Genomic DNA, 14819 nt, shown 5'->3' on the forward strand with positions numbered 1-14819 from the left:
CCGCGCCGCCCGCAGCGCCGCTGCAGGCGAGCATTTAATAGCGAATGCCAAACCCGGCGTAATCGGCCACCCCCTGCGGTTCCACCAGCACGCGTTCAACGCGCGCGCTGCGCGGGCCGCCCTGTTTCAACCACTCCACCAGCTTATCCACCTGCGCCTGTGTGCCGCAGGCCACCACCTGAACGCTGCCGTCATCGAGATTGCGCGCATAGCCGGTCACCCCCAACGCCTCGGCCTGCCGCTGAGTGGAATAGCGGAACCCTACCCCCTGCACCACGCCATACACATACGCAGCAATGCAAACTTGTGTCATAATCGCCCCCTTAATTCAGTTTTCATTATGGCATTGCCGTGCCTTTGCACCGCCGTGTCACTCTTTCTATCCTAGCTGGCAGCATTATTAATTATGACCGTACGCCTGTTTCTCGCCAAAGGACGTGAAAAGTCCTTACTCCGTCGCCACCCTTGGGTGTTCTCCGGCGCCGTTCAACGCGTTGAGGGTAAAGCCCTCTCCGGTGAAACCATCGATATCCTCGACAGCCAGGGCAAGTGGCTGGGGCGCGGCGCCTATTCGCCCGAGTCGCAGATCCGCGCACGCGTCTGGACTTTCCAGCAGGATGAAGAGATTAACATCGATTTCTTCATTCGCCGCCTGCAGCAAGCGCAAAGCTGGCGCGACTGGGTCGCGCAGCGTGACGGTCTGGACGGATACCGCCTGATCGCCGGCGAGTCCGACGGCCTGCCGGGCATCACTATCGATCGCTTCCAGAATTTCCTGGTGCTGCAGCTGCTGTCCGCCGGTGCCGAATACCAGCGCCCGGCCCTGCTTTCCGCCCTGCAGCATTGCTACCCGGAATGTTCGATTTACGATCGCTCCGACGTTGCGGTGCGTAAAAAAGAAGGCCTGCCGCTGGCGCAGGGTCCGGTGCTGGGCGATCTGCCGCCGGAACTCCTGCCTATTACCGAGCACGGCATGAAGCTGCTGGTGGACATTCAGCAAGGGCACAAGACCGGTTTCTACCTCGACCAACGCGACAGCCGCCTGGCGGCGCGGAACTACTCTGCCGGCCGCCGAGTGCTGAACTGCTTCTCCTACACAGGCGCCTTCGCCGTTTCCGCTCTGATGGGCGGCTGCGCGCAGGTGATCAGCGTGGATACCTCGCAGGCGGCGCTGGACATCGCCAAACAGAACGTCGAACTCAACAAGCTTGATCTGAACAAGGCGGAGTTCGTTCGCGATGACGTGTTCCAGCTGCTGCGCAACTACCGCGCTCAAGGCGAAAAATTCGATCTGATCATCATGGATCCGCCTAAGTTCGTCGAGAACAAGAATCAGCTGGCCAGCGCCTGCCGCGGTTACAAAGACATCAACATGCTGGCGCTGCAGTTGCTGAATCCAGGCGGCATTCTGCTCAGCTTCTCCTGCTCCGGCCTGATGCCGACCGACCTGTTCCAGAAAATTTTGGCCGATGCCGCTGTAGATGCCGGACGTGATGTACAATTTATAGAGCAGTTCCGCCAGGCTGCCGATCACCCGGTGATCGCCACGTATCCTGAGGGGCTGTATCTGAAAGGCTTCGCTTGTCGGGTGATGTAACTTGAAATGCGCTGCCTTGCCCCCATATATGAGCAAGGCATTGTTTCTCAGGAGGTCATCATGATTGCCAGCAAATTCGGTATCGGACAACAGGTTAGGCATAAACTGCTGGGGTATTTGGGGGTCGTTATCGATATCGACCCGGAATACTCTTTAGAACAACCCAAAGCTGACGAGATAGCGGCGAACGACGAACTGCGTTCCGCCCCTTGGTACCACGTGGTGATGGAAGACGAGGAAGGCCAACCGGTGCACACCTATCTGGCGGAAGCGCAGCTGGATGGTGAGCCCCAGGAGGCGCACCCCGAGCAACCATCGCTGGATGAACTGGCGGAATCCATCCGTCACCAGTTACAGGCGCCACGTTTGCGCAATTGACCGCGCCAAGACCTGAGAAACCCCGAGAGGGCCCGGCATCGCGCCAGGCCCTTTTTTTATTTAGCGCTCCAGCCCTAAACGCGGGATTTCTATTTTTGGGCAGCGATCCATCACCACGCGCAGCCCAGCCTGTTGCGCCAGCGCTGCCGCCTGATCGTTGATCACCCCTATCTGCAACCACAGCGCCTTGGCGCCGATCGCTATCGCCTCTTGCGCCACGCCGTAAGCCGCCTCCGAATTGCGAAACACGTCAACCATATCCACCGGCTGTGGGATAGCGGCCAGCGTAGGGTAAACCTGCTGCCCCAGCAGCGTCTGCCCCGCCAGTTTTGGGCTGACCGGGATCACCTGATACCCTTGTGCCAACAGATATGCCATCACACCATAACTGGGCCGCGACGGGTTATCGCTGGCGCCGACCAGCGCGATGGTTTTCACCTGCTGCAACAGCTCAACAATCTCTTGATCTTGCATCTTCAACTCCCGTTTATCACTGCGTCACTTTCCATTTCGAGTGTAACCGATCGGCATTCGCTCGGTTAAACGCTAATGCGAAGGAAACTTCACCGCAATCTTATGGTCAGAGGCTGTCGCGGTTCAGCTGCGCACGGTCGTGTCTAATCGCGATAAAATATGTAAAAATGTAAACAAAATACCCGATTGAAAAATTTTGACACAACCTATGCCGTGTTCAACACTTAGAGCTACGTCACTTTATAAGGAGATAATGATGAAATTTGGTCTGGTGGTTGCGGCGTTGCTCAGCATCAGTATGCCTGCCGCGGCTACGACCCTGAAACTCTCCCCGGACATCGACCTGCTGGTGGTCGACGGCAAGAAAATGACAGGTTCGTTGTTAAAAGGTGCCGACAGCCTTGAACTGGATGGCGGGCAGCACCAGTTGCTGTTTAAAGTGACCAAAACCGTACGTTCTGGCCAGCATACACAGGCCTATACCTCCCTGCCGCTGGTTGCCAGCTTCAATACGCAAAAGATCAGCCAAGTGGCGATCGAACTGCCGCGCATCGAGAACGATCGTGATGCGCAACGCTTTGACAGAACGTTAAATTATCTGGTGGTCGATAAAGACGGCAACGCCTTGCCATTCCGGCATGATGCGCTGCATCCCGACAGCGTCACCTTCAATACCGATTTGGAAAAGGTGATGACCGATTACAACCGCCAGAACCGCCCAGCCTCCGTTCCGACCTTTGTGCAGGCGAACGCAGGCAATCCCTCAACCCCCGCGTTGGCCGGCGCACCGCTGAATGCCCCGACGGTGACGTTGAAAGGTGAAAACGTGTCGGAACAGATGTTGCAATACTGGTTCCAACAGGCCGACAAGGAAACACAGAAGCGCTTCCTGCGCTGGGCCAATAAACAACCGATTCGCTGATCCCTCCCGGCGTCTTTCCCCGCAAAGGCGCCTTTTCTTCGCATTTTCAAGCGCAAACGCTAGGCAGTGAAAAACAGTTTCAGTAATCTGTCGCACATCCCCCTGATTAGCGAAGGACACCGAGATGGAATTGACTACCCGCACTATCGCCGCGCGCAAACACATTGCGCTGGTGGCGCACGATCACCGCAAACAGGCCCTGTTGGAGTGGGTAGAAAGCCACAAGACTATTCTGGCGCAGCATCAGCTGTACGCCACCGGTACGACCGGCAACCTGATACAGCGCGCCAGCGGCATTCCCGTCACCAGCATGCTGAGTGGGCCGATGGGCGGCGATCAGCAGGTTGGCGCACTGATTGCGGAAGGCAAGATAGACATGCTGATCTTCTTCTGGGATCCGTTGAACGCGGTGCCGCACGATCCGGACGTGAAGGCGCTGCTACGGCTGGCGACCGTATGGAATATTCCGGTGGCCACCAACCGCTCGACCGCGGACTTTCTGATCGACTCTCCGCTGTTCAAAAGCGAGGTGGAGATCGCTATCCCCGACTATCAGCGCTACCTGCAAGACCGCCTGAAGTAGTCCTCACGGCCTGGCTGCCGCCAGGCCCGAGCTTACGGTTTTTTCTGCACCGGTACGCCAAGAACCTGCAGGTGTTCAACGAATACCGAAGGGTGCTCACGATCCTGCAACAGCCATACCTGATGTTTAGCGCGAGTTAACGCGACATACAGCAGACGGCGTTCTTCGGCATCCGGGAAATCCTCCGGCCGCGGCAGTAGCACCTCTTCCAACACCGACTCGCGCGCCACGGCGGGGAAACCGTCACGCCCCTCATGCAAACCGGCAATGATGACGTATTCCGCCTGCTGCCCCTTGCTGGCGTGGATGGTCATAAACTCCAGATTCAGTTTAGGCCAGCGGGTGGCCGCTTTCGCCAACGCTTCCGGTTTCAGATGGTGGTAACGCGCCAGCACCAGGATGCGTTCATCTGGCTTGGCGTAGCCGCTCAGCTTGTCCAGTAAGGGTTCCAACTGCTCGTGCGGCAGGATCGCCACCGACTTTTTATTGCCCTTGCTCAGGCTGTTGAGCGGTTTTTTCAGCTGGTGCGGATTCTGCTGCACGAACCGGTTGGCCACCTCGCCGATACGTTCGTTGAAGCGATAAGTCGTGTCCAGCGCGCACTGCGCCCCTTCGCCGAAGTGGGTGGCAAAAGCCGTGGTTAACGTCAACTCTGCGCCACTGAAGCGATAAATCGCCTGCCAGTCATCCCCCACCGCAAACAGGCAGGTCTGCTTGTTCTGTCGGCGCAATGCCGCCAGCAATAACGCACGCTGCGGTGAGATATCCTGAAATTCGTCGACCAGAATATGTTTCCATGGGCTGACGAAGCGCCCCTTGTCGAGAATGTTGACTGCCTGATGGATCAGGCCGGAGAAGTCCACCGCCCCTTCCTCTTTCAAGGCGCTTTTCCAGGCTTTCAGCAGCGGCGCCATCAGCCGGATGCGTTTCGAAAACAGATCGCGGATTTCTTCATCCGCCTGCTCGATCATTTCCGCCTGGCTGCCGCCGTGCATGCGCATCAACCCCAGCCATCGCTCGAGCCGGCCCGCCAGCCGATCCGCGAGGCGTTTATCCTGCCAGAAGTCGCCTTCCGGCACTTCCCATTCCAGCTCTTCGGTCAACCATTGACGCCACCCCTTGGCCTGGGCTTTCTTCTCCGCGCACTGTTGGCGCCAATGGGTAATCAGCAGCGCTTTGCGCGCGTTGGCATCGGTTTCCAACCTGCTGATGGCCGGCGCTTTGCGGCTGCCTTGTTGAATGATTTGCAGCGCCAAGGCATGGAAGGTCTTGGCCTGAATGCCGACATCGCCCAAACGTTCTTTGATGCGGTCGTTCATCTCGCCGGCGGCCTGGCGGCCGAACGCCAACAGCAAGATTTGCCCCGGCTCCGCCTCCTGACGGCGCAGCAGCCAGCCGGCGCGCGCCACCAGCACCGACGTTTTGCCGCTGCCGGCGCCGGCCAACACCAGCACGGAATCCTCGCCATTGACCACCGCCCGGCTCTGGGCGTCGTTGAGCGGCGAGCTCTCGACGGTCTGGAAGAAGTCGTGATGTTGCTCCAGCATGCGATCGGTCCACTGCCGGTTGCGTTGTTCAACGCTGCGTTGCCCCTGCTGCAGCCATTGCAGACACAGATGGTAATCGGCCCGGCAGTTATCGAATTCATCCAGGCGCGCTACCGGCATCGGCAGCGCGGAGAAAGCCTCACGAATTTGCTGCTGCAGCTTGCCCAGCTCAGACTTTTTGAACCATTTATCTTGCTGCTCAATGCGCTGAATCTGCGCCACCTGCTGTTGCAGCACGCCGGCGCTGACCTCACTCATTTCGGCGCTCCAGTGCTGCCACGCCTGCTGCAGATAGTGATAAAAACGCTGCGTTTCCTGCCATTCGGTACCGTGCAGCCGCACCACTTTTTCGTCCGGCAATTCAAATTCCAGCTCGCCCCAGACGATGCCGCGCTTGCACCTGACCTGAATCAGTTGATTGAAGGGGATCAGGTATTCATGTTTTTCCCCGCTCACCTCAACGCCGGCGTGCAGCAACCGCACGCGGTTATAAGGGTGCTGAGCCAGGTGTTTCCCCAGCGATGTCGCTTTAAGTTCCATATCGTCGCGCCATGACTATGTTGAGAGTAAATAACGGATATCTGCCAGTTTACCTGCGATAAGCAGTGGCACTCTAGCGCTAAAAAAAGGGTAGAATAGATTTTGCGTTTTTATCGTGAATACGCCCGCATCGCGGTTTGGCTATCATTAGAGCAGAATGACGTCTATGCGTACTGTACTGAATATTCTTAATTTTGTGTTGGGCGGTTTCTTCACCACGCTAGGCTGGCTCATTGCGACAGTGTTCAGCGTGCTACTGGTCATCACGCTGCCGCTCACTCGCTCCTGCTGGGAAATCACCAAGCTGTCACTGGTGCCGTTCGGCAACGAGGCGATACATGTCGATGAACTGTACCCGGAGAAAAGCAATGCGCTGCTCTCCGCCGGCGGCTCACTGCTCAACATTATCTGGCTGGTGCTGTTCGGCTGGTGGCTGTGCCTGTCACACATCGCCGCCGGTATCGTGCAATGCGTTTCAATCATCGGCATTCCGGTCGGTATCGCCAATTTCAAAATAGCCGCCATCGCGCTGTGGCCGGTGGGGCGCCGCGTCGTCTCGGTAGAAATGGCTCAGCAAGCGCGTATTGAGAATGCTCGCCGCCACTATCATCAGCGTTAATTTTTTCTCCGTTTGAGGAGTTTTTTGTGCTCTCTTTTGCACCCGCAGTACGTCGTTATACCTACAACAGCAATCTGCTGTACCACCTGCGCATTCTTATTGCGCTGATCGGCACCACCGCCGTTCCCTGGTGGCTGGGCATTCCCAAGCTGACTATCCCGCTGACGCTGGGCGTGGTGGCAGCGGCACTGACCGATTTGGACGACCGCCTGGCCGGCAGGTTACGCAACCTGCTGATCACGTTGGTGTGCTTCTTTGTCGCCTCCGCTTCAATCGAACTGCTGTTTCCCTATCCCTGGTTGTTCGCCCTTGGCTTAACCACCTCAACCTGCGGTTTTATCCTGCTGGGCGCCTTAGGGCAACGTTACGCCACCATCGCCTTCGGCGCGCTGCTGATCGCGGTTTACACCATGCTCGGCACCGCCATGTACGATGCCTGGTATCAGCAACCGCTGCTGCTGGTGATCGGCGCGCTGTGGTATAACCTGCTGACGCTGGCGGGCCACCTGCTGTTCCCTATCCGGCCGCTGCAAGAGAACCTGGCACGCTGCTACGAGCAGCTGGCCAACTATCTGGATGCCAAGGCCAACCTGTTCGATCCCGACGCCGAACGCGACGCCGACCTGCCATGGATGGATGTCGCGATGGCCAACAGCGCGTTGGTCGCGTTGCTGAACCAGACCAAAGCCTCGCTGCTGACGCGCCTGAAAGGCGATCGCGGCCAACGCGGCACCCGCCGCACCTTGCACTACTATTTTGTCGCGCAGGATATCCACGAACGCGCCAGCTCTTCCCATGTTCAGTACCACGCGCTCAGCCGGCAATTCCGTCACAGCGATATTTTATTCCGCTTCCAGCGTTTGCTGAGCATGCAGGCGCGCGCCTGCCGCCAGCTGGCACAATCGATCCTGCTGCGGCAAAAATACCAGCACAACCCGCGTTTTGAGCCAGCCTTCAGCCGCATTCAGGAGGCCTTGGCACGCATAACCGAAACCCAGGGCAATTCAGAGCAAACCAAAGCGCTGGCGCACCTGCTGAAAAACCTGCATGCGATCGATGCGCAGCTGGCCAATATCGAGTCAGAGCAGACGCTGGCCAGCGGGCAGGCGGAAGAGAACAGCCTGGCCGACGATCGCTTAACCGGCTGGAGCGACATCCGACTGCGCATCAGCCGCCATTTGACGCCGCAGTCGGCCCTGTTCCGCCATGCGATCCGCATGTCGGTAGTGCTGTGCGTGGGTTACGCCTTCATCCAGTTCACCGGCATGCAACACGGTTACTGGATCCTGTTGACCAGCCTGTTCGTCTGCCAACCGAACTACAACGCAACCCGCCGGCGCCTGGCGCTGCGCATCATCGGCACTCTGGCCGGTATCCTGATCGGCCTGCCAATCCTCTATTTCGTGCCTTCCGTGGAAGGACAACTGGTGTTGATCGTCATCACCGGTGTCCTGTTCTTCGCTTTTCGCACCGTGCAGTATGCCCATGCAACGATGTTCATTACGCTGCTTGTGTTGCTGTGCTTTAACCTGTTGGGTGAAGGTTTCGAAGTAGCAGCCCCGCGCGTTTACGATACCTTGTTGGGTTGCGCCATCGCCTGGGCGGCGGTCAGCTTTATCTGGCCGGACTGGAAGTTCCGCCAACTGCCGGCGATAGTGGATAAAACGCTGAATGCCAACTGTCGCTATCTGGACGCCATTCTGGTGCAATATCATCAGGGTAAGGATAACGGGCTCGCTTACCGCATCGCGCGGCGAGATGCCCACAACAGCGATGCTGAACTGGCTTCGGTCATCTCCAACATGTCCGCCGATCCCAAGGCCGACAAGGCGTTGCAAGAAGCCGCCTTCCGTCTGCTCTGCCTGAACCACACTCTCCTGAGTTATATCTCGGCGTTGGGGGCGCACCGCGAGCGGTTGAATACCCCTGCCACACTCGATCTGCTCAATGATGCCGTGTGTTACGTGGACGGCGCCTTACATCAAGAAGAACGGAACAGCCAGCGCATTGCGCAAGCGCTGGAACAGCTGGCGGAGCGCATTCGCACAGCCGTTCCGGAACCTGAAAGCAAAGAACAGTTGGTTTTGCAGCAGGTGGGGCTAATGCTCGAGCTGCTGCCGGAACTCACCGCACTCCATACCCAAATCAATAAGGCAACCTAATTATTCAGGGCCCGCTCGATGGGCCCTGAACTACTGGCTCATGCCCATGGCGGCGCATAGCCATCGTATGATCGAACCAGCGCACCAGTTCGTTGCGCAATTCGGTCGGCAATGCCGCCTGATGATAGCCGGCTATCGCGCCGCCCAGCGACAGCAGCACGCGCAACCCCAGATTGGTCTGCTGTTGCAGCAGGCGAAGATAGCTACGTTTGGCGCCATGCAGCCGCAGGTCATAGGCATTGCGAATACCCGCTCGCCATAGCAAGCGCTCCATGTTGACATCTATATTTGGCAACGCCTTCAATCTGCCGTGATCGCCGGCCTTGAGCCGCTGCTCTCGGCGCGCTTCCCTGATGGCCTGCCAGGCCAACCCTACCAGCTCGTTGCGTTCCCGCCACAGCGACTCGTCAACCCAGTAATAGCGCAAGGTGATGGGCACACCGCGCTTGGAATAGACCATATTGACCATGCCCCGGGCGCGAAAGGCCGGTTCCATGCTCGCCGTAGCCCGCAAGTACAATTCCCCTTCCGCTACTACCGCAAACATTATCCCTTCAGCCAGCAGCCCATAGCCGCCAAACTGTGATCGTGTTGTGATGGCGCCCAGCGCCGCAAAGCAATTTTTAGCCTGCGCGATCCTTCTCGTCGACATCCTTTTCATAGCGTTCCTCCTTTTTAGGTTCTGGCCGTATTATTTCTCTCATCAATGAAAAAAGTAACGTGAACAACTAATTAGAAAAATACGCACTATCCGCCCGCCTGCCAATCACAAAAACCGCCAGTACAAAAAATGATCGCAATTATGCGAGCCGCTACGAAAATTTGGGTTGATCTTATCCTAAATCAGGGATACTGTATAAACATACAGTAACACGACGGGCGGGAACTTTATGCGTACTCAATCACTCTACCAACCTCATTTCGGCCATGGCTCTTATACAACGCGCAATGTTGCGAAGAACACGGATATCGGCAAAGAGAATGGCTTGATCAGTGAACTTGTTTACAACGAGCGCCAGCCCGCAGTGGCTCAATTACTGTTGCCCCTGCTGCTGCAATTGGGCAAACAGTCTCGCTGGCTTCTGTGGCTGACGCCGCAGCAAAAATTAAGCAAGCAATGGCTGCAGCAATCCGGTCTGCCTGTAGATAAAATGGTGCAACTGAGCCAGATCAGCCCGGTGAATACGGTCGAGGCGATGGAAAAAGCGCTGCAAACGGGAAATTACAGCGTGGTTCTCGGCTGGTTGCCCGAGCTAACGGAGGAGGATCGTCTAAAATTAAGACGTGCGGCAGAATTGGGTAATGCCTATGGGTTTATCATGCGCCCTCAACGTGACATTAGCCCGACTCACGGACACTGTTCTACCCTAAAAATTCACTCTTCTTTGTATCATTAAGTAAATTTAGGATTTTTCCCATCATTTTCGCACCCCCTAAGCGGAACCTTTGTGGGGGAAGGCAAAAAGCGAGTCCGGCTGCGGTTTGGCAGGCAAAAACGCTCGATGAATCGCCGCTTTTTTAGGCTAAGAATGTTAGCAAATATGTACGATTCCGCGTTTTTTTTTAGAGCCTTATCACATCACACTTGTAACTTTCGCGCCACGTTGTAGACTTTACATCGCCAAGGTTGCTCTATAACGTCAGAAAAACTGGCGAGTAACAAACGAGGGCTTAAACCTTGGCGAAGGAATTTAACCAAGGGCTTAAACAGCTTTAAAGCTCATTGCCTATTTGGATGATAACGAGGCGCAAAATGAAAAAGACAGCTATCGCATTAGCAGTGGCACTGGCAGGTTTCGCTACCGTAGCGCAAGCCGCTCCAAAAGATAACACCTGGTACACCGGTGCTAAACTGGGCTGGTCCCAGTACCACGACACTGGTTTCTACGGTAACGGTTACCAGAACGGTATCGGCAACGGCCCAACCCACAAAGATCAGCTGGGTGCCGGCGCGTTCCTGGGCTACCAGGCAAACCAATACCTGGGCTTCGAGCTGGGCTATGACTGGCTCGGCCGCATGCCTTACAAAGGCAGCGTGAACAACGGTGCTTTCAAAGCGCAGGGCGTTCAACTGGCCGCTAAACTGAGCTACCCAATTGCTGACGATCTGGACATCTACACTCGTCTGGGTGGTATGGTATGGCGTGCAGACTCCAAAGCTAACTACGGCCGTACTGGTCAGCGTCTGAGCGACCACGACACCGGCGTTTCTCCGCTGGCTGCTGTTGGTGTTGAATACGCACTGACCAAAAACTGGGCTACCCGCCTGGATTACCAGTTCGTAAGCAACATCGGTGACGCAGGTACCGTTGGCGCACGTCCAGACAACACTATGCTGAGCCTGGGCGTTTCTTACCGCTTCGGTCAGGATGACGTAGTTGCTCCAGCACCAGCTCCGGCTCCAGCTCCAGTTGTTGAAACCAAGCGTTTCACTCTGAAGTCTGACGTGCTGTTCAACTTCAACAAATCTACTCTGAAAGCAGAAGGCCAGCAGGCTCTGGATCAGCTGTACACCCAGCTGAGCTCCATGGATCCTAAAGACGGCTCCGTAGTTGTTCTGGGTTACACCGACGCCGTTGGTTCTGACCAGTACAACCAGAAACTGTCTGAACAACGCGCACAGAGCGTTGTTGACTACCTGGTCTCCAAAGGCATCCCGTCAGACAAAATCTCTGCACGTGGTATGGGTGAAGCAGATGCAGTTACAGGCAACACCTGTGGCTACAAATCTGGCCGCGCTACCAAAGCTCAGATCGCTTGCCTGGCACCAGATCGTCGCGTAGAGATCGAAGTTAAAGGTATCAAAGACGTTGTAACTCAGCCTCAGGGCTAAGTTTACTCGCCTAATAAAAAACCCCGCCAATGCGGGGTTTTTTTTCGTCCTCTTGTTGCCAGAACATTCAATGCCTGGCGCCATAGGGGCGTTCTCACGCGCTTACTTGGGATCTTTGCCAAGAATCGCCTTCAAGTCTTCTTTCAACGACGACATCTGGTTCGCATACTTTTCTTTGCGTTCAGCGTCTTCGATAAGCTGCACGACGGTTTCCGACAGCGTAACGCCACGGCGGCGCGCCAGGGCAGCCAATCGTTGCCAAACCAAAAACTCCAGATCGATAGATTTTTTACGCGTATGCTGGTGTTCTGCGTTAAAATGACGTTTGCGGCGGGCGCGGATCGTTTGTTTCATCCGGTTATCCAGTTCCGGATTCATATGAGCGGCAATCCATGCAAGTACCTTTACCGGCTCATTTTCCAGCTTCAGCAGCTCGTTAACCGCCTCCTGAGCAGCGCTGTTTTCAATGTAGCGGGTAATGAGTTCCCCTTCCCGATGCTTTTTCACCAGGTACTTCCATTTCCAACCGCTCTCCAGATTTTCCAGTTGCTGATATTTCATCTTGAGCTCTTCAGTGACCGCGTAACTTCAAATAAGCATAACAGCTTTGCGCCGAATTTCCCCGGCAATTAAACCGTCTTTTAGACTGTTTTTTGCACAGTCACCGCGCGATGTCAAACTCCCTGATGCCAACTGGCACTCCACATGTATCAAGCCGCCGTTATTCTTGTATAATCGCCCTTTCCCTTTTTAACGATTGCATCTAACACTTTGACCAATAACCGACTTGAATGGCAATCTTTATTGCCGGACGTAACGCCTTATCAGGCGATATTTGATACCGCCGCTCAGTTGGCACCCGTGCCCTTTTCCGCCATTCAGCCTCGGCTGGAAAATGCCCTGACGCTATTTTGCCACCCCCAATCGCCACCGCGTTTCATGCTGTTGAAAGCGCAAGAAACGCGAGAGTATCTGGAACTGATCGCTCACGCCGTCAAACCACTGCTGCCGAAAAATACGGCATGCCGCGGCAGCCACTATGTCATTCAGGATGGCAAGGTCAGCGTCGAGCCAGCCAGCCGTGGCGATGAACCTTTTGCCGCCGGCGGCGCTTGTCTGTTCCAGGAGTGGATTGAACCGGAACAGCTGTTTGGCTGCGTACGGATCCACAATGGCGACATTACCCTGCAGCCGGGTCTGGTGCACCAGGCCAACGGCGGCATTCTGATTCTGTCGGCGCGGGCGCTGCTTGCTCAGCCGTTGCTGTGGCTGCGGCTGAAGCAAATGATCGGCCAGCGCCAGTTCCACTGGGTTTCGCCAGACGAAACCCGCCCGCTGCCGGTAGCCATTCCACCGATGCCGCTGGATCTGCGGCTGATTGTAGTCGGCGATCGTCACGGCCTGGCCGATTTTCACGATATCGAGCCGGAACTGAGTGAACAAGCGATCTACGGTGAATTCGAAGACGATCTGCAGCTGACTGAAGTTGATGATATGACGCAGTGGTGCGGTTACGTCAACGGCGTGATTGCCGACCAGCAATTGCCGATGCTGGCGAACGACGCCTGGCCGCCGCTGATCGTCCAGGCTGTGCGTTACAGTGGCGATCAGGGCATTCTACCACTCTCGCCGGTTTGGCTTGGCCAGCAGCTATCCGAAGCCGCACTGTATGCCGAAGAAGATCTCATTACGGCCAAAGCGTTCGAGGCGGCGTTAAATGCCCGAGAATGGCGCGAAAGCTATCTGGCCGAGCGTATGCAGGATGAGATTGAGTTGGGTCAGATCCTGATTGAGACCGAGGGTGAAGTGGTCGGACAGATCAACGGTCTGTCTGTCCTGGATTATCCCGGTCATCCACGCAGCTTTGGCGAACCGTCACGGATCAGTTGCGTTGTGCATCTCGGCGACGGCGAGTTCACCGACGTCGAGCGCAAAGCCGAACTGGGCGGCAACCTGCACGCTAAAGGCATGATGATCATGCAGGCGTTTCTGATCGCCGAACTGGATCTTGATCAGCAGCTGCCCTTCTCCGCTTCCATCGTCTTTGAGCAATCTTATGGTGAAGTGGACGGTGACAGCGCCTCGCTGGCTGAGCTATGCGCATTGGTCAGCGCCCTGTCACAGCAACCGATCACCCAGCAGATCGCCGTCACTGGCTCCGTCGACCAATTCGGCAACGTACAGCCGATAGGTGGCGTTAACGAAAAGATCGAAGGTTTCTTCGAGGTTTGTGTACGCCGCGGCCTGACGGGCAAACAGGGTGTCGTATTGCCCGTGACCAACGTGCGCCATCTGTGTCTGCGTCAAGATATCGTCGACGCGGTGCGCGAGGGGCAGTTCCATCTGTGGGCGGTAGAGAGCGCGGCGGAAGCCTTGCCTTTGCTCACAGGTTGCCTCTACTCTGACGAACAACAGCCGAATTTGTTGGCGGCCATTCAGGAACGGATTGCGCAGGTGAGCCTGCAGGAACGCCGTCGTCCTTGGCCGCTGCGCTGGCTCAACTGGTTCAACCACGGCTGATCGGACTTGTTCAGCGTACACGTGTTAGCTAACCTGCGTCCTTCATTAAAATAAGGCTTACTGAGAACATGGTAGATAAACGCGATTCCTATACGAAAGAAGACCTCGAAGCATCCGGCCGTGGCGAGCTGTTCGGCGCCGGTGGCCCACCGTTGCCGGCAGGTAACATGTTGATGATGGACCGCGTGGTCAAGATGACCGAAGACGGCGGGACTCACAACAAAGGTTATGTGGAAGCGGAGCTGGATATTAATCCGGACCTATGGTTCTTCGGTTGCCACTTTATCGGCGATCCGGTCATGCCAGGCTGTCTGGGCCTGGATGCGATGTGGCAGTTGGTTGGTTTCTACCTCGGTTGGCTGGGTGGCGAAGGCAAAGGCCGCGCGCTGGGCGTTGGTGAAGTCAAGTTTACCGGCCAGGTGCTGCCAACCGCGAAAAAAGTGACCTACCGTATTAACTTCAAACGCGTCATCACCCGTAAGCTGATCATGGGCGTCGCCGATGGCGAAGTGCTGGTTGACGGCGAAGTGATCTATACCGCCACCGATCTGAAAGTGGGTCTGTTCAAGGATACCACAGCGTTCTAATCACGCAGACGAGAGGGCGGCCATCGTCTTCTTTGCTAATGCTCTTCGCATGCCATC

At 56.3% G+C, this 14819-nt stretch carries 15 protein-coding genes; 10 read left to right on the forward strand and 5 right to left on the reverse strand.

The genetic code is table 11. The features are described from left to right. Positions 1-34: 34 nt before the first annotated feature. Positions 35-313 (reverse strand): acylphosphatase, encoded by a 279-nt coding sequence (gene yccX / locus AC2CGQ_RS10885; protein WP_004928098.1) that lies wholly within the window; start codon positions 311-313, stop codon positions 35-37. A gap of 93 nt (positions 314-406) precedes the next feature. On the opposite strand from yccX, the gene rlmI reads away from it, so the two are divergent. Next, entirely contained in the window at positions 407-1597 is a 1191-nt protein-coding gene (gene rlmI, locus AC2CGQ_RS10890; RefSeq protein ID WP_088381445.1) for a 23S rRNA (cytosine(1962)-C(5))-methyltransferase RlmI, read from the forward strand. 60 nt (positions 1598-1657) lie between these two features. Next, positions 1658-1975: a heat shock protein HspQ gene (gene hspQ, locus AC2CGQ_RS10895; RefSeq protein ID WP_004928104.1), complete on the forward strand. Its 318-nt coding sequence runs from the start codon at positions 1658-1660 to the stop codon at positions 1973-1975. Between the two features lie 60 nt (positions 1976-2035). Here the strand turns inward: hspQ and AC2CGQ_RS10900 are convergent, their stop codons facing one another. Continuing rightward, positions 2036-2449: a CoA-binding protein gene (locus tag AC2CGQ_RS10900; RefSeq protein ID WP_015377364.1), complete on the reverse strand. Its 414-nt coding sequence runs from the start codon at positions 2447-2449 to the stop codon at positions 2036-2038. Positions 2450-2705: 256 nt separating this feature from the next. Here AC2CGQ_RS10900 and AC2CGQ_RS10905 point away from each other — a divergent pair, with 256 nt between their 5' ends. Both AC2CGQ_RS10905 and AC2CGQ_RS10910 read left to right on the forward strand, forming a co-directional pair. After that, positions 2706-3371, forward strand: coding sequence for a DUF2057 family protein (locus AC2CGQ_RS10905; protein ID WP_004928109.1), 666 nt, complete (start codon positions 2706-2708; stop codon positions 3369-3371). A 124-nt stretch (positions 3372-3495) separates the two neighbouring features. Continuing rightward, positions 3496-3954 carry a methylglyoxal synthase gene (locus AC2CGQ_RS10910; RefSeq protein WP_015377363.1) on the forward strand — a complete coding sequence of 153 codons (459 nt, stop codon included), beginning with the start codon at positions 3496-3498 and terminating at the stop codon, positions 3952-3954. A 32-nt stretch (positions 3955-3986) separates the two neighbouring features. On the opposite strand, the gene helD is transcribed toward AC2CGQ_RS10910, so the two are convergent. Beyond that, positions 3987-6041, reverse strand: a complete 2055-nt coding sequence (gene helD / locus AC2CGQ_RS10915; protein WP_484593665.1) for a DNA helicase IV — start codon at positions 6039-6041, stop codon at positions 3987-3989. A 166-nt stretch (positions 6042-6207) separates the two neighbouring features. On the opposite strand from helD, the gene AC2CGQ_RS10920 reads away from it, so the two are divergent. Further along, entirely contained in the window at positions 6208-6660 is a 453-nt protein-coding gene (locus AC2CGQ_RS10920; RefSeq protein WP_004928120.1) for a YccF domain-containing protein, read from the forward strand. Positions 6661-6686: 26 nt separating this feature from the next. Continuing rightward, entirely contained in the window at positions 6687-8822 is a 2136-nt protein-coding gene (yccS, locus tag AC2CGQ_RS10925) for a YccS family putative transporter (protein WP_015377361.1), read from the forward strand. Positions 8823-8826: 4 nt separating this feature from the next. On the opposite strand, the gene AC2CGQ_RS10930 is transcribed toward yccS, so the two are convergent. Next, on the reverse strand, positions 8827-9483 hold the full coding sequence (locus tag AC2CGQ_RS10930; RefSeq protein WP_049239718.1) for a TfoX/Sxy family DNA transformation protein: 657 nt from the start codon (positions 9481-9483) through the stop codon (positions 8827-8829). A 229-nt stretch (positions 9484-9712) separates the two neighbouring features. On the opposite strand from AC2CGQ_RS10930, the gene sulA reads away from it, so the two are divergent. Together sulA and ompA are read left to right on the forward strand one after the other, a co-directional pair. Beyond that, positions 9713-10219 (forward strand): SOS-induced cell division inhibitor SulA, encoded by a 507-nt coding sequence (sulA, locus tag AC2CGQ_RS10935; RefSeq protein ID WP_015377359.1) that lies wholly within the window; start codon positions 9713-9715, stop codon positions 10217-10219. Between the two features lie 356 nt (positions 10220-10575). Continuing rightward, positions 10576-11655, forward strand: coding sequence for a porin OmpA (ompA, locus tag AC2CGQ_RS10940; RefSeq protein ID WP_015377358.1), 1080 nt, complete (start codon positions 10576-10578; stop codon positions 11653-11655). A 102-nt stretch (positions 11656-11757) separates the two neighbouring features. Here the strand turns inward: ompA and matP are convergent, their stop codons facing one another. Continuing rightward, positions 11758-12216 (reverse strand): macrodomain Ter protein MatP, encoded by a 459-nt coding sequence (matP, locus tag AC2CGQ_RS10945; RefSeq protein WP_004928138.1) that lies wholly within the window; start codon positions 12214-12216, stop codon positions 11758-11760. 210 nt (positions 12217-12426) lie between these two features. Between matP and AC2CGQ_RS10950 the strand changes: the two genes are divergently transcribed. Together AC2CGQ_RS10950 and fabA are read left to right on the forward strand one after the other, a co-directional pair. Further along, positions 12427-14175, forward strand: coding sequence for an AAA family ATPase (locus tag AC2CGQ_RS10950; protein ID WP_088381441.1), 1749 nt, complete (start codon positions 12427-12429; stop codon positions 14173-14175). Between the two features lie 68 nt (positions 14176-14243). Continuing rightward, entirely contained in the window at positions 14244-14762 is a 519-nt protein-coding gene (fabA, locus tag AC2CGQ_RS10955; protein WP_004928144.1) for a bifunctional 3-hydroxydecanoyl-ACP dehydratase/trans-2-decenoyl-ACP isomerase, read from the forward strand. Positions 14763-14819: the final 57 nt, after the last annotated feature.

This window comes from Serratia sp. DFXYC6 (assembly GCF_057196085.1).